The 20,751-nt window shown below is 58.6% G+C and carries 19 protein-coding genes and 1 pseudogene; 18 read left to right on the top strand and 2 right to left on the bottom strand.

The features are described 5' to 3' along the window. Nucleotides 1-20: 20 nt before the first annotated feature. The 11 genes and pseudogenes from ACFSKT_RS05605 to spoVG form a co-directional block, all read left to right on the top strand. Nucleotides 21-1,190, top strand: a pseudogene (locus ACFSKT_RS05605) (right-handed parallel beta-helix repeat-containing protein); the annotation flags it as partial. A 293-nt stretch (nt 1,191-1,483) separates the two neighbouring features. Beyond that, nucleotides 1,484-2,041: a DoxX family membrane protein gene (locus tag ACFSKT_RS05600; RefSeq protein WP_377718017.1), complete on the top strand. Its 558-nt coding sequence runs from the start codon at nt 1,484-1,486 to the stop codon at nt 2,039-2,041. A gap of 167 nt (nt 2,042-2,208) precedes the next feature. Beyond that, nucleotides 2,209-4,638, top strand: coding sequence for a nitrite reductase large subunit NirB (nirB, locus tag ACFSKT_RS05595; protein WP_377718016.1), 2,430 nt, complete (start codon nt 2,209-2,211; stop codon nt 4,636-4,638). A 29-nt stretch (nt 4,639-4,667) separates the two neighbouring features. Next, nucleotides 4,668-4,985 carry a nitrite reductase (NAD(P)H) small subunit gene (locus ACFSKT_RS05590; protein WP_377718015.1) on the top strand — a complete coding sequence of 106 codons (318 nt, stop codon included), beginning with the start codon at nt 4,668-4,670 and terminating at the stop codon, nt 4,983-4,985. A gap of 22 nt (nt 4,986-5,007) precedes the next feature. Next, nucleotides 5,008-5,829 (top strand): uroporphyrinogen-III synthase, encoded by an 822-nt coding sequence (locus ACFSKT_RS05585; RefSeq protein WP_377718014.1) that lies wholly within the window; start codon nt 5,008-5,010, stop codon nt 5,827-5,829. A gap of 44 nt (nt 5,830-5,873) precedes the next feature. Beyond that, entirely contained in the window at nt 5,874-6,587 is a 714-nt protein-coding gene (locus tag ACFSKT_RS05580) for a Crp/Fnr family transcriptional regulator (protein WP_377718013.1), read from the top strand. A gap of 125 nt (nt 6,588-6,712) precedes the next feature. Next, nucleotides 6,713-7,267 carry a ribosome hibernation-promoting factor, HPF/YfiA family gene (hpf, locus tag ACFSKT_RS05575; RefSeq protein ID WP_377718012.1) on the top strand — a complete coding sequence of 185 codons (555 nt, stop codon included), beginning with the start codon at nt 6,713-6,715 and terminating at the stop codon, nt 7,265-7,267. A gap of 249 nt (nt 7,268-7,516) precedes the next feature. Beyond that, nucleotides 7,517-7,702 (top strand): hypothetical protein, encoded by a 186-nt coding sequence (locus ACFSKT_RS05570; protein WP_377718011.1) that lies wholly within the window; start codon nt 7,517-7,519, stop codon nt 7,700-7,702. Between the two features lie 55 nt (nt 7,703-7,757). Then, nucleotides 7,758-8,231 (top strand): hemerythrin domain-containing protein, encoded by a 474-nt coding sequence (locus tag ACFSKT_RS05565; RefSeq protein WP_377718010.1) that lies wholly within the window; start codon nt 7,758-7,760, stop codon nt 8,229-8,231. A 122-nt stretch (nt 8,232-8,353) separates the two neighbouring features. After that, nucleotides 8,354-8,995, top strand: a complete 642-nt coding sequence (locus tag ACFSKT_RS05560) for a nitroreductase family protein (protein WP_377718009.1) — start codon at nt 8,354-8,356, stop codon at nt 8,993-8,995. 168 nt (nt 8,996-9,163) lie between these two features. Continuing rightward, nucleotides 9,164-9,451, top strand: a complete 288-nt coding sequence (spoVG, locus tag ACFSKT_RS05555) for a septation regulator SpoVG (protein WP_377718008.1) — start codon at nt 9,164-9,166, stop codon at nt 9,449-9,451. A gap of 238 nt (nt 9,452-9,689) precedes the next feature. Here the strand turns inward: spoVG and ACFSKT_RS05550 are convergent, their stop codons facing one another. Continuing rightward, the gene (locus tag ACFSKT_RS05550; protein ID WP_377718007.1) at nt 9,690-10,484 is read right to left on the bottom strand and encodes an alpha/beta hydrolase; all 795 of its coding nucleotides are present in this window, start codon (nt 10,482-10,484) and stop codon (nt 9,690-9,692) included. Between the two features lie 203 nt (nt 10,485-10,687). On the opposite strand from ACFSKT_RS05550, the gene ACFSKT_RS05545 reads away from it, so the two are divergent. From ACFSKT_RS05545 to ACFSKT_RS05525, 5 genes are all read left to right on the top strand, one after another. Beyond that, nucleotides 10,688-12,439, top strand: coding sequence for a sensor histidine kinase (locus ACFSKT_RS05545; protein ID WP_377718006.1), 1,752 nt, complete (start codon nt 10,688-10,690; stop codon nt 12,437-12,439). Continuing rightward, complete coding sequence (locus ACFSKT_RS05540) at nt 12,436-13,827, top strand: response regulator transcription factor (RefSeq protein ID WP_377718005.1); 1,392 nt, start codon at nt 12,436-12,438, stop codon at nt 13,825-13,827. The genes ACFSKT_RS05545 and ACFSKT_RS05540 overlap by 4 nt, the downstream gene beginning before the upstream one ends. A 136-nt stretch (nt 13,828-13,963) precedes the next feature. Further along, nucleotides 13,964-15,694: an extracellular solute-binding protein gene (locus ACFSKT_RS05535; protein ID WP_377718004.1), complete on the top strand. Its 1,731-nt coding sequence runs from the start codon at nt 13,964-13,966 to the stop codon at nt 15,692-15,694. A 12-nt stretch (nt 15,695-15,706) separates the two neighbouring features. Continuing rightward, the gene (locus ACFSKT_RS05530) at nt 15,707-16,597 is read left to right on the top strand and encodes an ABC transporter permease (RefSeq protein WP_377718003.1); all 891 of its coding nucleotides are present in this window, start codon (nt 15,707-15,709) and stop codon (nt 16,595-16,597) included. Between the two features lie 27 nt (nt 16,598-16,624). After that, nucleotides 16,625-17,518, top strand: coding sequence for a carbohydrate ABC transporter permease (locus ACFSKT_RS05525; protein ID WP_377718002.1), 894 nt, complete (start codon nt 16,625-16,627; stop codon nt 17,516-17,518). Between the two features lie 385 nt (nt 17,519-17,903). On the opposite strand, the gene ACFSKT_RS05520 is transcribed toward ACFSKT_RS05525, so the two are convergent. Continuing rightward, complete coding sequence (locus ACFSKT_RS05520) at nt 17,904-18,623, bottom strand: hypothetical protein (RefSeq protein ID WP_377718001.1); 720 nt, start codon at nt 18,621-18,623, stop codon at nt 17,904-17,906. 345 nt (nt 18,624-18,968) lie between these two features. Between ACFSKT_RS05520 and ACFSKT_RS05515 the strand changes: the two genes are divergently transcribed. Further along, entirely contained in the window at nt 18,969-19,850 is an 882-nt protein-coding gene (locus tag ACFSKT_RS05515; RefSeq protein WP_377718000.1) for a carbohydrate ABC transporter permease, read from the top strand. A gap of 35 nt (nt 19,851-19,885) precedes the next feature. Continuing rightward, nucleotides 19,886-20,728: a carbohydrate ABC transporter permease gene (locus ACFSKT_RS05510; protein WP_377718148.1), complete on the top strand. Its 843-nt coding sequence runs from the start codon at nt 19,886-19,888 to the stop codon at nt 20,726-20,728. The last annotated feature ends 23 nt before the right edge of the window (nt 20,729-20,751 follow it).

Genomic DNA, 20,751 nt, shown 5'->3' with positions numbered 1-20,751 from the left:
CGGACCCAGGAAATCCGCCGACTCCGGCAGCCGGCGATCTGTTCGTCGCGCCAACCGGCAGCGCAAGCAATGCCGGCACGCTGGATAGCCCGACTACGCTGGAATCCGCGCTGACGCGCATCGCGGCCGGCAAAACGATCTATATGCGAGGCGGTACGTACAACTACGCTTCGACAATCACGATCGCGCGCGGCAACGACGGAACGGCAAGCAGCCCGAAGAAGATCGTCGCTTACGGCAGCGAGAAGCCGGTGCTCGACTTCTCGGGTCAGTCGTTCGGCTCCGCGAACCGCGGGCTGCAGCTGTTCGGCCATTATTGGAACGTGGAACGGATCGAGGTGAAAGGGGCCGGCGACAACGGCATTTTCATCGGGGGCAATTATAACATCATCCGCAACGTGGAGGCGCATCACAACCGCGATACGGGCATTCAGCTGGGCCGTTACGCATCGACCGCGGCCAACAGCGAATGGCCGCAGTACAATCAGGTCATCAACAGTTATTCACACGACAATTACGATCCGGACAACGGCGAGGACGCGGACGGGTTCGCGGCGAAGCTGACGGTGGGACCGGGCAACGTATTCGAAGGCTGCATCGCGGCGTATAACGTCGACGACGGCTGGGATCTGTATGCGAAGACCGATACGGGCCCGATCGGCGCCGTCACGATCCGCAATAGCATCGCGCACCATAACGGGCAGACGTCGGACGGCACATCGACGACCAACAGCGACGGCAACGGCTTCAAGCTCGGCGGCGAGCAGATCCCGGTTGACCATATCGTCGTGAACAGCATCGCCTATCAGAACAAGAAGCATGGCTTTACGTATAACAGCAACCCGGGCTCCATCAGAATGACGAACAACACCTCCTGGGACAACGGGCAGAGCAATTTCGCGTTCGATGCGGGCACCCATCAGTTCACGAACAACTTGTCCTTCGACGGCGGATCGAGCGACAAGACGAGCGGCACCGACGTTAGCGGCACGAACGTCTGGTGGAAGAACAACGCAAGCGTGAACGCGAAGGGGCTTGCGGCAAGCGCGGCCGATTTCGTCAGCTTGACGCCGACGGTCACGCGTAATGCGGACGGCTCGCCGAATCTGGGCAACTTCCTGAAGCTTGCGGACAACAGTGATTTGAAGGGCGCGGGAACGCCAAGCGGCACGAACATCGGGGCAAGGTAAGGGGAGACGGTTATCGACGAAGAGGACGCGCGGGATTCCGCCGCGTCCTCTTTTACATCAGGAAACGGATCGACGAAATGAAGGCCTGAAAGGCCTTCCTACGTGTATGCGCGAAAAAATCGTTAGCGGTGTGAAAAGGATCACATCTTTGCGCGCGATGCGCGCCTATAATAAAGCCATGGAAGACAGCAACAAGCGCCGCGCGGCTCATGGCGATGCGGAAAACGCCGCGAATGAGCAGCTTCCAAACTATATTGTGAATTTATTCACAAAACCAAGGAGATGTATCCATCATGTTGATGAAATTTCTTCGCGAGAATGTATATGCCGCCGGGTTTCTTGTCCTGCTTCGCCTTTATCTCGGTTACGAATGGCTGACTCACGGTATTGATAAATTGAAGGACGGTTTCGACGCAGGCGGTTTCCTGCAGGGCGCGATCGCCAAACCGGTCGTGGATCGCGCGACGAACGAACTTATCTATCCGACCTTCACGAATTTCCTCGAGAATTTCGCGCTGCCGAACGTCAAGCTCATCAACATCGCGATTCCGCTTGGTGAGACGCTTGTCGGCTTGGGTCTTATCTTGGGCGGACTTACCGCCGTGGCGGCATTCTTCGGCCTGATGATGAACTTCATGTTCCTGTTCGCCGGCACCGTCAGCACGAACCCATGGCTCATTCTTCTCGGCGGCATCGTGATGATCGCCGGCACGAACGGCGGCCGCTTCGGTATCGACTACTACCTTCTGCCGTTCCTTCGCAAGATCGCGACGCGTTTTGGCAAAGGCAACAAGCGCGGCGACGAGCAAGAGGACGCGCTCCCGGGTACGCCGACGCATACGGCTCATTGACCCAAGAAAACCTTGATGGCTAATAGAACCTTCGCCTCCGCCTTGACCAGGTGGGTGCGAGGGTTCTTTCGTTATGCGAGACTTCCCCGAACAGCCGGAATGAAGTATGAATCGCTGCAAGGCATCGAATACTAATTTCCAAATGGCAACACGAGGAGGAACGTCGAGTGGAACGCGAACGTTTGGTCGTGGTCGGCAACGGCATGGCGGGCATCAATACGGTGGAAAACATTCTCAAGCTTGCTCCGAACAAATACAGCATCACCATCATCGGAGCGGAGCCTTACCCGAATTACAACCGCATCCAGCTCTCTTACGTGCTCGAGAAAAGCAAAGCGATCGAGGATATTATTCTGAACGACTGGCAGTGGTACGGCGATAACGGGATCGAGCTGCATACCGGCGTGAAGGTAACGGGGTTAGATCTCGCAAACAAGCAGGTGGAGGCCGAGGGCGGACTGCAGGTTGCTTACGACAAATTGATATTGGCGACAGGCTCTCGTCCATTCCGGCTAAAGGTGCCGGGCGCGGACAAGGAGGGCATCGTGGGCTTCCGCGACATCGACGATTGCGAGCGCATGGTCCGAGCCGCCAACGTGCACCGGAAGGCCGCCGTCATCGGCGGCGGGCTGCTGGGCTTGGAAGCTGCCAAGGGGCTGCTGAAATTAGGCATGGACGTCACCGTCGTCCACTTGGTCGAGGAGCTCATGGAGCGCCAGCTGGATAGGACCGCATCGCTCATGCTGCAGGCGGAGCTCGAGGGTCAGGGCTTGAAATTCGCCATGGGCAAGAAAACGACGGCATTCCTGGGCGATGACCGCGTGACGGGCCTGCAATTCAGCGACGGAACGACGCTGGACGCGGAATTCGTCGTGATGGCCGCCGGCATCGTGCCTAATGCCGAGCTCGCCAAGGCGAGCGGACTCGAAGTGAACCGCGGCATCGTGGTGGACGATTACATGCGCACGTCGGCGCCGGACGTCTATGCGGTGGGCGAGTGCAACGAACACCGGGGAATGTGCTACGGTCTGGTGGCTCCGCTGTTCGAGCAGGGCGGGGTGCTCGCCAAGCATCTGTGCGGCGCCGAGACGAAGCCGTACGAAGGCACCGTCGTCTCCACGCAGCTGAAGATCTCGGGTATCGACGTCTTCTCGGCCGGCGAGTTCACGGACGCGCCGGATCTGGCGATCGTGCGCATGCATGACGAGTGGCGGCGCATCTACAAGAAGATCCTGCTGCGGGGCGGCCGGATCGTGGGCGGCGTGCTGATCGGCGACGGCAAAGAATCGACGCGTCTGCAGCAATGGATACGGACCGGCACGGTCATGACGGACGCGATCCATGGGGCGCTTATGGGCACGGCCGAGTCCGATTCCGGCAACTCGGTCGCGGATATCGCGGACGAAGAAATCGTATGCGGCTGCAACGGCGTGACCAAGAAGCGGATCGTGGACGTGATCCAGGAGCAGGAATTCACGACGGTGGAGGAGATCAAGATGTCCACCGGCGCGTCCCGCTCGTGCGGCGGCTGCCGGCCGGTCGTCGAGCAAATCTTGAAGCACGTCCTGGGCGACAAGTATGATTCGGCCGCAGCGAAGAAGGAAGGTATCTGCGCCTGCACGACGCTCAGCAAAGACGAGGTCGTCCGCAATATCAAAGAAAAGGGTCTGATTACCTCGAAGGAAGTCCGATACGCGCTCGGCTGGGAGAACGAAGAAGGCTGCTCGAAGTGCCGGCCGGCGCTGAACTACTATTTGGGCATGATCTGGCCTTCGGAGCATGTGGACGAGCGAGACGCGCGCTTCGTCAATGAACGCATGCACGCCAACATTCAGAAGGATGGCACCTTCGGCGTCATTCCGAGAATGTACGGCGGGGTCACGACGCCGGAGGATCTTAGGCTCATCGCGGACGTGGCCGTGAAATACAACGTCAAGCTCGTGAAGGTGACGGGCGGGCAGCGACTCGATCTCCTGGGCATCAAGCGCGAGGATGTGCCGAAGGTGTGGGAAGAGCTGGGCATGCCGTCGGGTTATGCTTACGCCAAGGCGCTGCGCACGGTCAAAACCTGCGTCGGCTCGCAATTTTGCCGCTTCGGCACGAAGGACTCCATCGATATGGGCGTACGGCTGGAGAAGAAGTTCGAGCGGCTGGACATGCCGGCGAAATTCAAAATGGCCGTCAACGGCTGCCCGCGCAACTGCGCGGAATCCGCGACGAAGGACCTCGGGATCGTCGGCAACGAAGGCGCATGGGAAATTTATGTCGGCGGGAATGGCGGCATCAAGGCCCGTCTAGCCGACTTGCTGTGCAAGGTGAAGACCGACGACGAAGTCATGGATATCGTGGGGGCGTTCATCCAGCACTACCGGGAAACGGCCAACTATCTGGAGCGCACGAGCGATTGGCTGGAACGGGTAGGGCTCGATCACGTGGTCGCGATTGTGGTGGACAACGCGGAGAAGCGGAGCGAGCTGAACGGCAGGATCGAGTTGTCTCTTCAGCAGGTGAAGGAGCCGTGGCGGGATATCCTGGACAACCGCAAGCTGAAGGAGCAGTTGTTCGAGGAGATCAAGGTGCCGGTCCGTCAGGAATAAACGAGGATGAGGATAGGAGCGATACACGGATGGAGTATTATCATGTCGGCTCGCTGGATCAGTTCCCGATGCGGATCGGGCGGGTCGTTCGGATGAGCGAGCAGGAAATCGCGGTGTTTCGGACGACGGAGGGCAAGCTGTTCGCGCTGGAGAACCGCAGCCCAGGACCGAGAGGCGGCACGATCGTGGAAGGAATCGTCTCGGGCGAGGTGCTGTTCGATCCGATCTGCGATTGGAAGATCGGGCTGGCGGACGGCCGCGTGCTTCCGCCAGACGAAGGTCAGGTGCGAAGTTACCCGGTGGATATTCGCGACGGCGAAGTGTACGTCGGTTGGCCGCAGCCATAACCGAAAGAAAAGGAGGTGCGTCATGGTTACATTAAACGGGAAAAAAATCGTCATCGCGGGCTCGCAAAAAATCGACGAAATGTCCGACCTCATCCGAAAGCAAGGCGGCATTCCCGTCGTGCGGCCGCTGCAGGGCTTGACCTATGCGGATGAGGCCACGGTCGACGAAGATCTTCGGCGTCTGATCGCGACTGGCGCGGACTGGCTCGTTTTCACGACCGGCATCGGCTTCGCCTATTTCCGCGAGCGCGCGGAAGCGCTCGGATTGCTGGCGGACTTCACGACATTGCTGAGAGGCGCTCGCGTCGCCAGCCGCGGATATCGCACATTCGCATTCCTCAAGAATCTGGGCGTTCAGCCGGAGATCATCGCCGACGACGGCTCGCTTCGCAGCGTGGCCAGTAAGCTCGAGCAGATCGATTTGAACGGGAAACGGGTGTGGATTCAACTTCACGGACAATCTCATTCCGAGCTGGCGGACTTTGTCCGCAAGCGCGGGGTCGCCGAGCTCACGCTGTCGCTGCCCTATCATTATCAGCCGCCGGAGCCGGAGGTGTTGGCCGAGGCTGTGCGCGAAATCCGGGCCGGCGAAGTGGACGCCGTATGTTTCACGACGCGGGCGCAGATCGCTTACTTGTTCGATTACGTGAAGGAACTCGGCGCGAAAGAAGAGATAATTCGACAGTTCGACGAGAACGTGCTGGCCGTCGCCGTCGGGAAGGTAACCGCAACGGGACTCGAGGAGGAAGGCGTTCGCCGGGTAATCGTGCCCGACGTGGAACGAGCGGGCGGCATGCTCGTCGAGATCGCCCGGTATTTCGATAAGCACAACGTAAGCGGCTAGCGCAGGAAACGTAGGCTTGCACATCCTTCTGAAGGAGGCCATCCATGGAATCGAAGACGGAGGAAGCCGGCGGCGGGTTATTACGAACGCTCTCGGTGGAGAATTTCGAGAAGCTAAGGGGCATCATGTACATAAGCAAAGCTGAGAAGGGCTCCTATCTGTTCAGGGAAGGCGAGATAGCCGATAAACTTTATTACCTATTCCAAGGGCAGGTCAGAACGACCAAGTCTTCGGACGTCGGCAGAACGCTAACGTTATACCTTCACCAGGCAGGCGACCTGCTCGGTCAGGTTGATCCCTTTCAGGATGGGGTCCATGGCTTCAGCGCCGAAGTGACCGAGAACGCGTCGATCGGCACCCTCCAGCGCAAGGACGTGGAGGTGCTTGTCTGGCAGGACGGGGATTTCGCCTTGGAATGGATGCGATGGATGGGGCTTATGCACCGTCTCACCCAAACGAAGTTTCGCGATTTGATGCTATTCGGCAAAACCGGCGCCTTGTGTTCGCTTCTGATTCGTCTGTGCAATTCCTATGGCAAGACGGATGAGGGGAAAATCGAAATCAACCTCAAAATTAGCAATACAGAGATGGCGGACATGATCGGGGCGACTCGCGAGAGCGTCAATCGGATGCTGAGCGAGCTAAGAAAGAAGGGCGTCATCGACTACGCGAATGGGTATTACGTCGTCCATGATCTGGAATATTTGCGCGAAATTTGCCACTGCGACAATTGCCCGAAAGAGATCTGCCGGATGTGATTCATGGACATGGGAGGTGGAAGTACCTTCCTAAAATTCGTTGTGAGTATCGTCACAGCGAGCGGCCGGAAAGCGGGGCTATAATGAAGCCATGCAAGAGAGCTTGCAACGCTAAGGAGGCCTTCATGATGATGTCCATACACGTTCACGGCAAACACCTTACGATTACACCGGCTCTTCAAGAATACGCGGAACGCAAAATCGGAACCGCGCAGGCCTGGTTCGACGAACCGGTCACCATTCACGTCACGCTCGCGGTGCTAGGGCATAAGCAGGAGCACGCGGTCGAAGTGACGATTCCCTACCATAGCATGGTTTTCCGCGCAGAGGTCAAGGATATCGATATGTATGCCGCCCTCGACGAGGCTTCCGACAAAATAGAGCGCATTCTTCGCAAATATAAGGAACGGGCGCGCCGCAAGCTAAGAACGCAAAGCCGCGAGATGGCGTACAACCTCCAGCAGACAAGGTCGGCTGCGAGCGCTCTGGAGGAGGATGAGGATTTTCCGGTCATGAAGGTGAAGCGGATCGCGATGAAGCCGGTCGACATTCAAGAGGCGATTCTGCAGATGAACATGTCGGACCACTCCTTCCACCTGTTCCACAATCGGGCGTCTAACCGCATGGAAGTAATTTATCGTCGCAAGGACGGTACGTACGGCCATCTCCTGGCTGAATAAAGGTCCAATAAACGATGGAGCCATTCGAATAGTCGCGCGCGACTTTGCGGATGGCTTCTTATGCGTTCTTCGGATCAAAAAGCGCATTACTTCGGGCGTGGCCGTCTCGTACTCGGATGGGGCGACTGCGTTCCGCGACCGCGAATCCTCGCAGCCACATGTGAGGAAGTGCACAGCGGATAACGGCGGCGCGCGGTATAGTGGAGTTGTAGAGAAGAGGCTTGTTACTAACTTGCGAGGTGAAGCCAAATGGAAACGAAAAGAAAACATACCGATCTGACGAGATATATGCTCCACTATTGTTATACATGCGACGAAGCGGGCGAATGCGATACCGAGCGGAAATGCGCGGCCTGCATGGAGAAGAGAAACCGGGAGGAAGATAAGCGGGACGCGGTGACGACGAAGGACCTGTTGACGCTCTATGCCTTATAAACGAAAGCAGCCGAGATTGGAATGCCAACACAGTCATAAGAGGAGCTGAGTTCGCATGTTTACGTATCAGGAGGAGCTGCCCGTGGAATTGACGCGCGGGCTTGAACGGTTGGTCAACGAGCACGAAGTGATTCGGGCGGATATCATCAAGGTGGAAAAGCTGATCCGGGAGCTGAAGGATCGCGGCACGCCGGAGTTTCACGACATCCTGAATTTGAAGTGCCAGACGGACGCATTAGCCGAATCGCTGCAAATTCACGTGAATTGGGAAGCGAAGGTGTTATATCCCTTACTGCAAGATGCCGCGGCCCGCGCTCATAATCCCTTGGCGATGACATCCGTATGGATGCGGGAGAACGACTATCCGGGGAGCACGTATATCCGTCTATTCTGGGGACAAATGAGCGTCTATCTGGACGACCATGCGCCAGGGCTGTTCGAGAAAGGCCTTATCTATCTGCAGAAGGCCTGCCGACTGACTTGGGAGCAGCTAGAGCTGGAAGAAGAGATTCTAGGCGCGCTGACCTAATCGGCATGCCGGAGAGTCTTTTCTTTTTTCGGTTGACAGCAAGCATGGTTCCTCTCTATACTGTAACTAAAGTTATAACAGTAACTAAAAATATTACAGTTTGGATGCGGAGGAATCATGATATGACTCAGAAAACGGGCGTGGATTTCTATTCGGTCATTCGGGAACGCCAATCGATTCGGAGCTACGATCCGAGCGTGACTATTACAGAGGAAGAGCTCAAGGAACTGCTGCGGGAAGCGACGCTTGCGCCGTCCTCCTCGAACTTGCAGCCTTGGCGTTTCATCGTGGTAACGGATTCGGCGGTCAAAGCGGACCTGCTGCCGATCGCCAATAACCAGAAACAGGTGGTCGACGCGGCGGCGACGATTATACTGCTCGGCGACACCGAAGCGTACAAGCGCGCGGACGAGATTTACGACCTGTCCGTCGAAGCGGGCATGCCGAAGGAAGCACGCGATGCCTACGTACCCCGGATGAAGGAATATTACCGGACGATGTCCCCGGAGAAGGCGCGCAGCGTGGCGTTGATCGACGGCGGCCTGGTCGCGATGCAGCTCATGCTGGCTGCCAAAGCCAGAGGCTACGATACCGTGCCTATGGGTGGCTTCTCCCCTGAGAAACTGATCGAGTACTTCCAGATTCCGGCTCATCTCATTCCGGTTATGCTTATTTCGGTCGGCAAAGCGGCGGCGGGATCGGGCTATCCGACGGCTCGTCTTCCGATCGAAAAGGTGACGTCCTGGAATAAGCTGGAGCAATAATGGCTTACAGGCCTATGACCAGAGCGGCATAACCATGCAAGAACCCATCGTCCCTCGGCGGATCGCGGGTTCTTTTTTTTACGAAAATTTAAGATTGGAGAGCAGGAAATGAAGCCGCTTGCATGGTATTGTAATGGTTAGACATCTATGGAAAAGGTGGGAGCCTCCTTGCAAATTACCGATATCCGACTCCGCGCCGCGAACAATGACGGCCGGATGAAAGCCATTGCGTCCGTCACCTTCGACGGCGAATTCGTCGTGCATGACCTTCGCGTCATTGAAATGGAGGGCCGGCTGTTCGTCGCCATGCCGAGCAAGCGAACCCCTGACGGTCAATTCCGCGACATCGCGCATCCGATCACGCCTGCGGCCCGGGAGAAGATCCAGTCGGCCGTGCTGGCCGAATACGATCGGTCGGTCCATAGGGCGGATCAGTCGGAAGAAGAGATCGCTTAGATGAAGAAGGATGAAGCAGCCCGAGCTCGTCGAACGGGAACGGAACCCGGTTGAATCCTGGCGCTATCGATCTTAATCGGCGGCGTGTTCGGAACCTTTATCATCAAATAAGCCTAAATAGGCCAATCGAAAGAGCCGCTGCATCCGCAGCGGCTCTTTCGTCTGTTTGTCTGGATTTCGGCTTTATCCTGGCCAAATTCCGGCAGATGCGTGACATCTCCCTCGAGGCGCCTGGCGCTTAATCCCCGCTCTTATTCATCCATGCTGTGAGGGCGTTCGCGACGGCATCGATTTGCTTGGCAGGCGTAATGTCCGGGTCGTGGTCTCCTTTTTGTTTGCCGTACAGGCCGAATTGACTGTGGTTGGCGCCTTCGATCGCGACGTACGTCGTCTCCGCCGGCAGGTTGGCTTTGGCTTCCTCCCATTTGGCCGTGTTCATGACGCCATCCTTGGTCCCCGTTATTTGCAGCGCGGGTATCGCCGAATCGCTAAGGCTGCCCCCCTCGTCGACATAGGAAGCGAGGAAGTAGGCGCCGGCAATCGTATCCGGATGCTTGGCCGCGTATCGGGCGGCGAAGACGCCGCCGAGCGAATGGCCCCCGATGACATAGCGGTCCTCGGGCCGCTCCGCGATGATGCCATCCGCCCGGTTCGCGCCGAACATGGCGAGATTAAACGGCATCGAGACGACGTAGACCCGATGGCCGCGCTCGGCGATGGCTCTGGCGAGCGGCGCGTAGCTCTCGGGTTCGACCATGCCGCCGGGGTAGAAGATGACCGCGGGCTGGCGAGCTTCGCCCGAATCGGGTTCGAATCGGGTCCAATCCGATTGTTCGGCGACCGTCACGCCGCCGCCGCTTCGGAGCGCGGCCAACGCTTCTTCCTTCGGCACGTAGGTGAGTTGGTTCAGGGCGATCAAGACGCCGACGATAAGCACGACGACGATCGCGGCCGTCCAATACAGCGCTTTGCGCCATCGGCGGCGGGCTGGTTTATCGTTTGTTCGAGATAAGACGTTCGTTGGATCGGACATAGCAGCAGCAGCTCCTCAGGTTGCGATTATCGATCACGAATATTATACCCTAAGGTTAATTAAATTGAACGTGAACGTTGCATGAACCGTTGCATTCGCGTCTCGGCGCTTTTGTATATGAAAACTTCTCTAATAAATCGTGTTCCGATTTGTAGCAAGAGACTTTATAATAGGGGTCACTTTACGCGCACAAGGGGGTATTTATGCGACAACCATGGCAGCGCGCCCGACACCCGCTCGGGCCCCAATCGCTGCGGCGAACGCTTGTCGTCTATTTGATGATCGCATGCATGCTGCCGCTCGCGCTCGTCGGCATCGTGACGTACACGTCGATTTACGACATCTTGACAAACAAGATCAAGAGCGGGATCAGCGCGAGCTTGAAGCAGGAGGCGGGGGCGCTCGAGAATTTGATCAGCAACCTGGATTTTGCCTCGAAGCAGTTCGCGCTCGACGACCAATTGGCGGGCGAAGTGTCTGCTTTTCTCCAGGAGAAGCAAGTGTACAAGAAGTCCGAAATCATGACCCGCATCAGCCAGAAAATGAATCTCGTGAATTTCACGAACCCTTATCTCGGGTTGACCGCCTATGTCATGCCGGAGGCGGAGGACCCGATACTGTTCGCGAATCTAAGCGTCACGCCTGAATTCGATCTCGCCGCGTTCCGTCCGTTCGTCAAATACAACGGCGCCGGCTACCACGGGCCGCACCGGACGATGTACAACTATGGGGCGAATATCGTCTTCTCGTCCGTGCGTCCCGTGCGCATCGAGGGCGATCGCAAAATCTATGTGTATCTGGAATCGAACTACAATTTGTTCCGCAAGATTCTGAATCCGCAAGCTTACGGCGTCGAGGTGTCGCATTTGCTCATCAACGAGCAAGGAGAAGTCGCGTACGTCGAGAACGACGAAGCGCCGATTCCAACAAGCCAACCCAGCTGGCAGGACGCCTCCATGCTGCACGAGGAATATAAGGGCTACCATCTGTTCCGCTACAAGAGCGAACAGGGGTGGGAATTGATCACCGCGGTACAGAAATCGACGTTCAACAGCGAGCTGCGGTCGTGGTTCACGAAGATGGTCATGATCACGTTCGCGATGCTGCTGTTCGCCGGCTTGATCGCGATGCTCATCTGGCGGAAGGTGTATCGCCCGCTGAGGAAGGTGAACGCCGAGATCGTGCGAATGGCGGAGAACCGGACGGCGCCCGTCACGTACACGCGCATCGAGGAATTCGATCTGCTGCTAGCGAACTTCCAGGAGATGAAGACGAAGGTGAACGACCTGATCGATGCCGCCGAGCGGAACGAACAGCAGCGAAGCCAGCTTGAGATCGAGAAGCTGCTCAGTCAGATCAATCCGCACTTCCTGCACAATACGCTCAATTCGGTGCAATGGCTGGCCCGGATGAATGGACAGAAGGAGATCGACAAGCTCGTGACGCTGCTCGTCAAAGTGCTGCATTACAACCTGGGCAAGCAAAGTCTGATCGTCACGCTGCGGGAGGAGTTGGAAGCGCTTCATCACTATATGGAGCTGCAGCGCGTCCGGTATGATTACGAATTCGAATTCGACGTCTACGCGGACGAGTCGCTGCTCGGATCGGCGATTCCCAGGTTCCTGCTGCAGCCGCTGGTGGAGAACGCGATCTATCACGGGAGCAGCGAACAGGCCGGCCGCGTGGCGGTGACGATCCGCGGCGCGGGCCCAGAGCGAATGGAGGTCATCGTCCGGGATAACGGGAGCGGCATGACAGAGGAAGAGGCGAAGCGGCTGCTGCAGGATGATCCGAAGGAAGCCCGAAGAGGCTTGGGCATCGGGCTGTCGTATGTGAGCAGGCTGTTGGAACGTTATTACGGCGCCGAAGCGAGGATGACGATCGAGAGCCAGCCCGGGTTCGGGACGGAGGTCATCATCGCGCTTCCCGCCAGAGGAAAGGAGCATCTGACATGATAAGAGCGATCGTCGTGGACGACGAGAAGCTTGTCCGCAAAGGGTTTATTTCGATGATCGAATGGGAGCGCTACGGCATCGTCATCGCCGGCGAGGCGGCGGATGCCAAGTCCGCGCTCGCGCTGCTGGCTTCCGTGCCGGCAGACCTCATGTTCACCGATATCACGATGCCGGGGCAGTCGGGCTTCGAGCTGATCAAGCAGGCGAGGCTGCAATATCCCCGGCTGCAATCCGTCGTGCTGACGTGCCATCACGAGTTCGATTACGTACAGGAAGCGCTCCGGCTCGGGGCGATCGATTATATCGTCAAAACGCTGTTCGAGCTGGACAACACCGACGAGGTGATGAATCGCATCGTCGAGCGTTTCCGTTGGGAGCAGGGGAGCCGTAAAGGGGAGGAGGCGAAGGAGGAAGGGGATCCGTCTGCGGACGCGGCGGTCGTGTTCGTGCCGGATGCGGCGGACGCGGACGGCAAGGCGTTGTACCGGCTGCCGATGATCCAGCGCGGTCCGCGGCTGCTGCAAGCTGGACGGTATTGGTTCATTCCGCTGGCTGAGCCGATGAATGAAGCGGAATGGCAGCAGGAGGCGGATAAGCTCCACGGCTGGCGCGCGGCGCTCGTGACCGGGCTGACCGGACGATCGATCGGGGAGTTCGAGCGCGCGCTGTCGGAAGGGATGGATGCGGCGCTGTTCTATGCCGAAGGCAGGCTACAGGCGATCCCGACGATCCGTTACGACACAATGGCGGAGGCGAAGGGGATGGCCGGGAAAGCGTCATTCCAGTTCGGCGACCGTCTGGCGTGGGCGCTGTCCTCGCGCGAATTCCGGACGTTCGCGCAGCGGATCGAAGCGGAGCGCCCTTCGCCCGCCATGCTGACTTCGGAAGCGGGGAAGCTGCTCGACGAATGGCAAGGGCTGCTGGTCGCGCCGGGCGAGGCAGACGAGCTCGCCGCACAGTTGTTAGGCTTGCGGTCGTGGGCAGAGTGGCAGCCGTGGCTTCGGCGCTTCGCCGATTGCGCGCAGCGGCGCATGGTCGAGCTGTCGCTGTCCAAAGAGGTCATGCAGTGTCTGATCGGCGCCGTGCAGCTCATGCGGGCGGAGGCCGGCAATCGGATCAACCAGCATGAGGTCGCGGCGCGCGTCGGCATGAGCCGGAGTTATTTCAGCCAATGCTTCGCCCGGTTCGCGGGCGAATCATTCGGGGAAGTATTGCGGGGCATGCGGATCGAGCGGGCGAAGAAGCTGCTGCTGGAGACGGAGGAGCCGATCTATGCGGTCGCTTCGCAGGCGGGCTTCGACGACGACAAGTATTTCAGCCGGCTGTTCCGCGACCGCGTAGGGATGCTGCCGACCGATTTCCGGGCGAGCGGTGGGAAAACGGTTTAGCGGCGGGTGGAATTTCGTCGGCGAACTCCGTACGGTTAACGCGCGGCTGCGGTCGTTTTTCTCTCTCGGGCGAAGCCGGGGATCCCATACAATGAAAGCGTAATCAAACGCGATGCATATCGAAACGGGGGATAGCATGAAACCGAAATTATGGCTGGTAACCTCGATGGCGCTCGTCATGGCGCTCAGCGCCTGCTCCAACGGAGGCGGCAATAACGCGCCCGCCAGCGAGGGCGGCAATAACGGCAAGGCGGCGAACAACAACGCGCCTGCTGCCGGCGGAGGCAATGCGGAAGCGGGGGCCAAAGCCGGCGATGAGCTCGCCTATGAGAAGGTAACGGAACCGATCACCGTCAATATCGGGTTCCGCGCGCCGGATGACAAGCTGCCCGAAGGCGAATCGAATGACAACAACATCGTCTCGCGCTACCTGGAGAGCATCACCGGCATCAAGGTCGTCCATACGTGGGAAGCCAAGGGCGAGGATCCGTTCAAGCAGAAAGTCAACCTGGCGATCGCGAGCAACGATCTGCCGGATGCGCTCGTCGTCGACCGCAACCAGCTGCGGAAGCTGATCGACAACGACATGCTCGAGGATTTGACGGAGGAATACGAGAAGTACGGCTCCCAACTGGTCAAGGATATGTACGATTCGACGAAAGGACTCGCGCTGGCCGACGCCACCGTGGACGACAAGCTGTACGGCTTGCCCAACGTCGCGATCGAGGCGGATGCGCCTTCGCTGCTGTGGATTCGTCAAGATTGGCTCGACAAGCTCAAGCTTCCCGCGCCGAAGACGCTCGCGGACTTGGAGAAGATCGCGGACGCGTTCGCCAATCAGGATCCGGACGGCAACGGCAAGAAGGATACGGTCGGCTTGACCGGGGACAAGATGGTCGTCTACGGCCAGAAGCCGAATCCGAACGGCTTCGATACGATCTTCAGCGCGTTCCGCGCTTTCCCGAAGAATTGGATCAAGGACGCTTCCGGCAACGTCGTCTACGGCTCCGTCCAGCCGGAGAACAAGGAAGCGCTCGCCATGCTCGCGGATTGGTACAAGCGCGGGCTGATCGATCCGCAGTTCGCCCTGTACAAGGAGACGCAGGAGCCGATCGTCGCCAACAAGACCGGCCTGTTCTTCGGTCCGTGGTGGATGCCGTACTGGCCGCTGGCCGACTCGGTCGTCAACGATACGAAGGCGGACTGGAAAGCTTACGCGGCTCCGACGGACGAGAGCGGCAAGTTCGTCACGCACATGGCGCCGGTGACCGACCGCTATCTGGTCGTGCGTAAAGGTTACGAGCATCCGGAGGCGGTCGTTAAGCTGCTGAACGCGTTCACCCGTCTGGAGCGCAGGCAGGACCCGAACGCGGCGGAAGTGAAGAAGCTCGACGATTTCGCGGCCGAGACGGGCGTGCACGTGCGCAATTTCTATCCGTTCGACCTGCTGCTCGATTACTCCGACGCGGTCGTCCAGCGTTACGAGAACGTGCAGAAGGCGCTCAAGGGCGAGCTCGACCCGAATTCGTTCGACCCGGATACGAAGCTCGTCTACGATTATACGGTGACGGAGAAAGAGAATCCGAAGAAGAACATGGATGCGTGGAAAGCGGCCAAAGCCTACGAGCTTGGCGGCGGCGTCCTGCATAGCACGGACATGGAGAAGGTGTACAGCGTCTTCTACGGCATGACCCGGTCGATGGAGTTGAAGTGGACGACGCTGGAGAAGCTGGAGAACGAGACGTTCCTCAAAATTATCGTCGGCGATCTGCCGGTGTCCGCCTTCGACGATTTCGCGGCGCAGTGGCATAAGCTCGGCGGAGACCAGATCACGAAGGAAGTCGCCGACATCGTAAACGGCAAATAAGGCGGTGTCACCATGTATTCTCGCAAAAACGCGCTTCACTATCACGCGATGGTGCTCCCCGGCATTCTGCTGCTGCTCTTGTTCAGCGTCGTGCCGATCGGGTTTGCCGTCATCGCGTTCCAGAACTTCAAGCCGGGCCGGGGCATTACCGGCTCGGAGTGGGTGGGGCTGGAGAACTTCCACTATCTGTTCCAGCTGCCGGACAGCCGGCTCATTTTCTTCAACACGATCTTCCTGGCGGTGCTCAAAATCGTCGCGAACCTGATCGTGCCGCTCGTCTTCGCGCTGCTGCTGAACGAGGTGCGGGTCCGCTTCCTGCGCAAGTCGATCCAGACGATCGTCTACTTGCCGCACTTCATCTCGTGGGTGCTGCTGGCCACCATTTTCTTCGACGTCTTCTCGCTGGAGGGCATCGTGAACCAGGCGCTCGGCATGTTCGGCGTCGATCCGGTTCTGTTCTACGCGAGCAACCGGTGGTTCCCGGCGATCATCGTCGCCACGGACGTGTGGAAGGAGTTCGGCTTCAACGCGATCGTCTACTTGGCCGCCTTGACCGGGATAAATCCCGCGCTCTATGAAGCGGCTAGCATCGACGGCGCATCACGCTTCCGGCAGCTGTGGCACGTGACGCTGCCCGGCGTGAAGACGACCGTCATCCTGCTGGCGACGCTGGCGCTCGGCAACGTCATGAACGCGAATTTCGATCAAATTTTCAACATGTACAACCCGCTCGTGTACCAGTCGTCCGATATTATCGACACGTACGTGTACCGGGTCGGCCTGAACGATCTGCAGTACAGTCTCGGCACGGCCGTCGGCCTCCTGAAATCGGTCGTCAGCTTCATTCTCGTCGTGCTCTCGTACGTGCTGGCCAGCCGATTCGCGGGCTACCGGATTTTCTAATTGTATGATGCAAAGAGGTGACTTCTTGTGGTAGGCCAAAACAGCGTACGAAACCGGGTTATCGACGGTGCGATTCTGGCGGTCCTCTTCCTGATCACGATCGCTTGCCTGATTCCGCTGCTCCATACGGTCGCGGTGTCGTTCAGCGACAAGACGGCTGCCGATGCGGGCCGCGTGTTCCTGACGCCGATCAAAGCGACGACGGCCAGCTACGCGAAGGTGCTGGACGACGGGCAGTTCTTCCAAGCGTTCCTGATCTCGGTGCAGCGCGTGCTGCTCGGCGGCCTGCTCAATTTCGTGCTGACGGTCATGATGGCGTTCGCGCTGTCGAAGGATGCCAAGCAGTTCCCGATGCGCAACGTGTATATGTGGTTTCTCGTCTTCACGATGCTGTTCAGCGGCGGTATCGTGCCCTGGTTCATGACGATCAAATATTACGGCTTGCTCGATTCGATCTGGGCGCTCGTGCTGCCGCATGCCGTGCAGGTGTTCAACGTCATCCTGCTGATGAACTTCTTCCGCAACCTGCCGAAGGAGCTGAACGAAGCAGCCGAGATGGACGGCGCGGGGCCGTGGTACGTCATGGTCCGGCTGTATATCCCGCTGTCGCTCCCGTCGATCGCGACGGTGACGCTGTTCAGCATCGTGTTTCACTGGAATTCGTTCTTCGACGGGCTCGTGCTCATGAGCAAGCAGGATCATTACCCGCTGCAGACGTATATTCAGACGCTCGTGACGCAGATCAGCGCGCAGGCGATGACGAGCATGTCGCCGGAGGAGCTGGCAGCGGCAATGGCCGTGTCCAACCGGACGTTCAACGCGGCGAAGATCATCGTCTCGATGATTCCGATCCTGCTCATCTATCCGTTCATCCAGCGCTTCTTCATTCATGGCATCACGCTGGGGTCGGTGAAGGAGTAGGGGGCAGAGGCGGTCTAGCGAGGGCACTCACCTCCGGAGTCTCCATAGATGCTTGGGGGAGGAACCCACGTAAGCTTTGTCCGCAGGACAAAAGCGTGCCCCGATCGAAAGCACCCGCCATCCACTGCCCATCATGTCAGCACGAAAGCGGGTGTCCAGAGGTAAAAGTTTTCCAGAGGAAAACTGCTTCGGAAGCATACGCTTAGTCCCTTTGGAGCCCCCTCGGCGGAGTGGCTTGGGGGAGCGATATTCAAGCAGTAGACCGAGGGCAATCGCGCTCGAAACAGGGTTGAATGGATGCTATATCAAAAGGGCAGTCGGCCGAAAAAGGCCGACTGCCCTTATTTGCGCTGCGGTGCGACGCATGGGCGTCGACACCTGCGCTTCACTCCAGCAGCGTCGAGATATGTTTCTCGTCCTCGGCCTGCCGCAGCTCTTCACGCAGCTCCTCCTTGAACTTCTCCTCGATAAGCTGCTTATCGCCGTACACGATGAGCATATCCCCTTCAGCCAGCGTTTCCTGCCGGACGCCTTGTCGCAGATGGACGTGGCCCCGCTTGATATAGAGCAGATGGATATCGTCCTCGTCACGAAGTACATCGCGAGCTTGTCGCCCAATATAGACGGAGCGCTCATGCAGGGAGACCGATGCGAGCAGATCGTGATCGTGAATATAGAGCACTTCCTGGACGGGCAGCTCGTGCAGCTGGAAATCCTGTCTAAGATGCTTCTCGAACAGCGGGCGCGTCCGGGCGTGAAAGCGGCGGTTCTTGACGATGGCGCAGACGATCGTGAGCGCGGCAGTCGCGACCAGCAGCTGGGGAATGCGGAAATCGTCGGCCAGAATATTCGTGATGGACGAGATGACGACCGCCAAGGAGAAGGCGCCGAACAGAATGAGGGCGATGCCGATTTTGCGGCGGATCGGGTGACGAAGGATAAGCTCGGATTCCTTGGTCGTGAAGCCCGTTCCCGTCAGCATGGAGATGACCTGGAAGCGGGAGATGCTTCGCTCGAGGCCGGTGACGACGAACAATTCGCTCGCGATTTCGACCACGAGACCCATGATGCCAAAGTAAATGAGTATGAATACGAGTCCGGACATGCGAATCACCTCGGTGGTAGCGGGAGTGGGACGGCACGAATTGGCGGAAAGAAAGGGCCGAACCCGCGTTTGCTCGTTAATACACGCAAAACCGCGCGATCGAAGCAGCAATCCGCCTCCGCGCTGCAGGCAAGGACTCGCCTCAAGTGAAAGATCCGCCCCCGTGTGCATTCGCCGATTCTTCCTCCATCCCCATTTACAAAGCCTTTAATTGTGCCTGATGCTCTGTTGACAAACGAACGGTACATTGAGTGTACAAAAATAATTGAACGATAGACGAGGGAGCGATGATGGGTACCGAACGATCAGTTGGATGAAAAGAAAATGGAATGGAGTGTTATCCGTATGACACGAGCCGAGAAGCTTCGGAAGGATGCGCTGGCGTTCGCGTTCACGCTGCCGGCCATGATTCCGCTGACGCTGTTCTGGTTCATTCCCCTCGGATATGTCGTGTATCTAAGCTTCACGGCATGGGATTTCATGAGTCCGGAGAAAACGTTCGTCGGCCTCGACAATTACCGTTATCTGTTCGATAGTCCGGCGTTCTACGAGGCGCTGGGCGTGACGCTGTTATTCTGTGCGGGAAGCGTGCTGCCGGCGATGGCGGGGGGACTTGCGCTGGCGCTGCTGTTGAACCGGGCGATGAAAGGGGCTGGCGTCTACCGCACGCTGATGTTCCTGCCGTGGGTCACGCCGACGGTCGCCGTCTCCATTGTCTGGTCGTGGATCTTCGAGCCCGAGGTGGGGCTTGCGAATACGGTGCTGCAGGCGATCGGCTTGGATGCCGTCGGCTGGCTGCAGGATCCGCGGTGGGCGCTGCCCGGCGTGCTGATCGTGACGATCTGGAAGTCGATCGGCTGGGCGATGGTGTTCTATCTGGTGGCGCTGCAGAACGTGCCGGCCGAGCTGCTGGAGGCGGCCGAGCTGGACGGCGCGAGCGGCATGGACAAGCTCCGGCGCATTACGCTGCCGCTGCTGTCGCCGACGACGTTCTTCCTGTTCATCGTCCAGACGATCGGCGCCTTGCAGGCGTACGATCAGATCAACGTGCTTACGCAGGGCGGGCCATCGGGCTCGACGCGGACGCTGCTGTATATGTACTACCAGTCGGCTTTCGAATCGTTCAATATCGGGGAGGCGTCTTCGGTCGCGGTCGTCCTGATCATCAGCTGCCTGCTGCTGTCGCTGGCTTCGTCTTTCGTCAGCCGCAGGAGCGTCCATTATTAATTGAAGGAGAATGCAAGGTGCACACGACACGTAAGATGCACGCCTGGGGCAAAGCCGGCACCGCGCTCCGCCACGCGATCCTGCTCGCGATCGCGCTAGCCATGGCGTTCCCATTCTATTGGATGGCGACGAGCGCGCTGAAGACGAACGATGAAATTTGGAGCTTCCCGCCGGTGCTGTGGCCTGCCTCGCCGCAATGGGAGCAATACGCCGAAGCCTGGCTCGAGGCGCCGTTCTGGCGGTACATGGCGAACAGCGCCGGGGTGGCGCTGGCGATCGTCCTCCTGCAGGCGATCAACTCGGCGATGATGGCGTATGCGATTACCCATATGAAGTTCCGGCTGCAGCGCTTGTTCTCCGGGGCGATCCTGCTCGGCTTCATGATCCCGGCGACGGCCGTCTACCTGCCCGGCTACGTCGTGCTCTCCAAGCTGCAATTGCTCGATTCGTACGCCGGCCTGATCGTCTCGAACATGGTCAGCGTGTTCGCGATCTTCCTCGCGCGGCAGGCGTTCCTGCAAGTGTCGCACGAGCTGATCGAAGCCGGTCAGATCGACGGGGCGTCGCACGGGCGGATCCTATGGACGATCCTCGTGCCGTTGACCCGGCCGACGTTCGCCGTCATGGCGCTCATCACGTTCATCGATCAGTACAACAATTACTTCTGGCCTTCGCTCATCACGAAGAGCCCCGAGCTTCAGCTCGTCTCGGCCGGCCTGCGCAGCTTCTTCGTGGAAGGCGGCGCCTACGGGCTGAAGTGGCCGCTGATCATGGCGGCCAGCGCCTTCACCATCGCGCCGCTGCTGCTCCTCTTCTTGCTTACGCAGCGCACGATCATGAACAGCTTCAATCTGTCCGCCGGCGCCGCCAAGGGCTGAGGGCAGCACTCAATATATCGATA

Source organism: Paenibacillus xanthanilyticus, from assembly GCF_042682185.1.
Classification (GTDB): Bacteria; Bacillota; Bacilli; order Paenibacillales; family Paenibacillaceae; genus Paenibacillus_Z; species Paenibacillus_Z xanthanilyticus.
The sequence above is the reverse complement of the archived record's forward strand: the minus strand, read 5'-3'. Positions and strand labels throughout refer to the sequence as shown.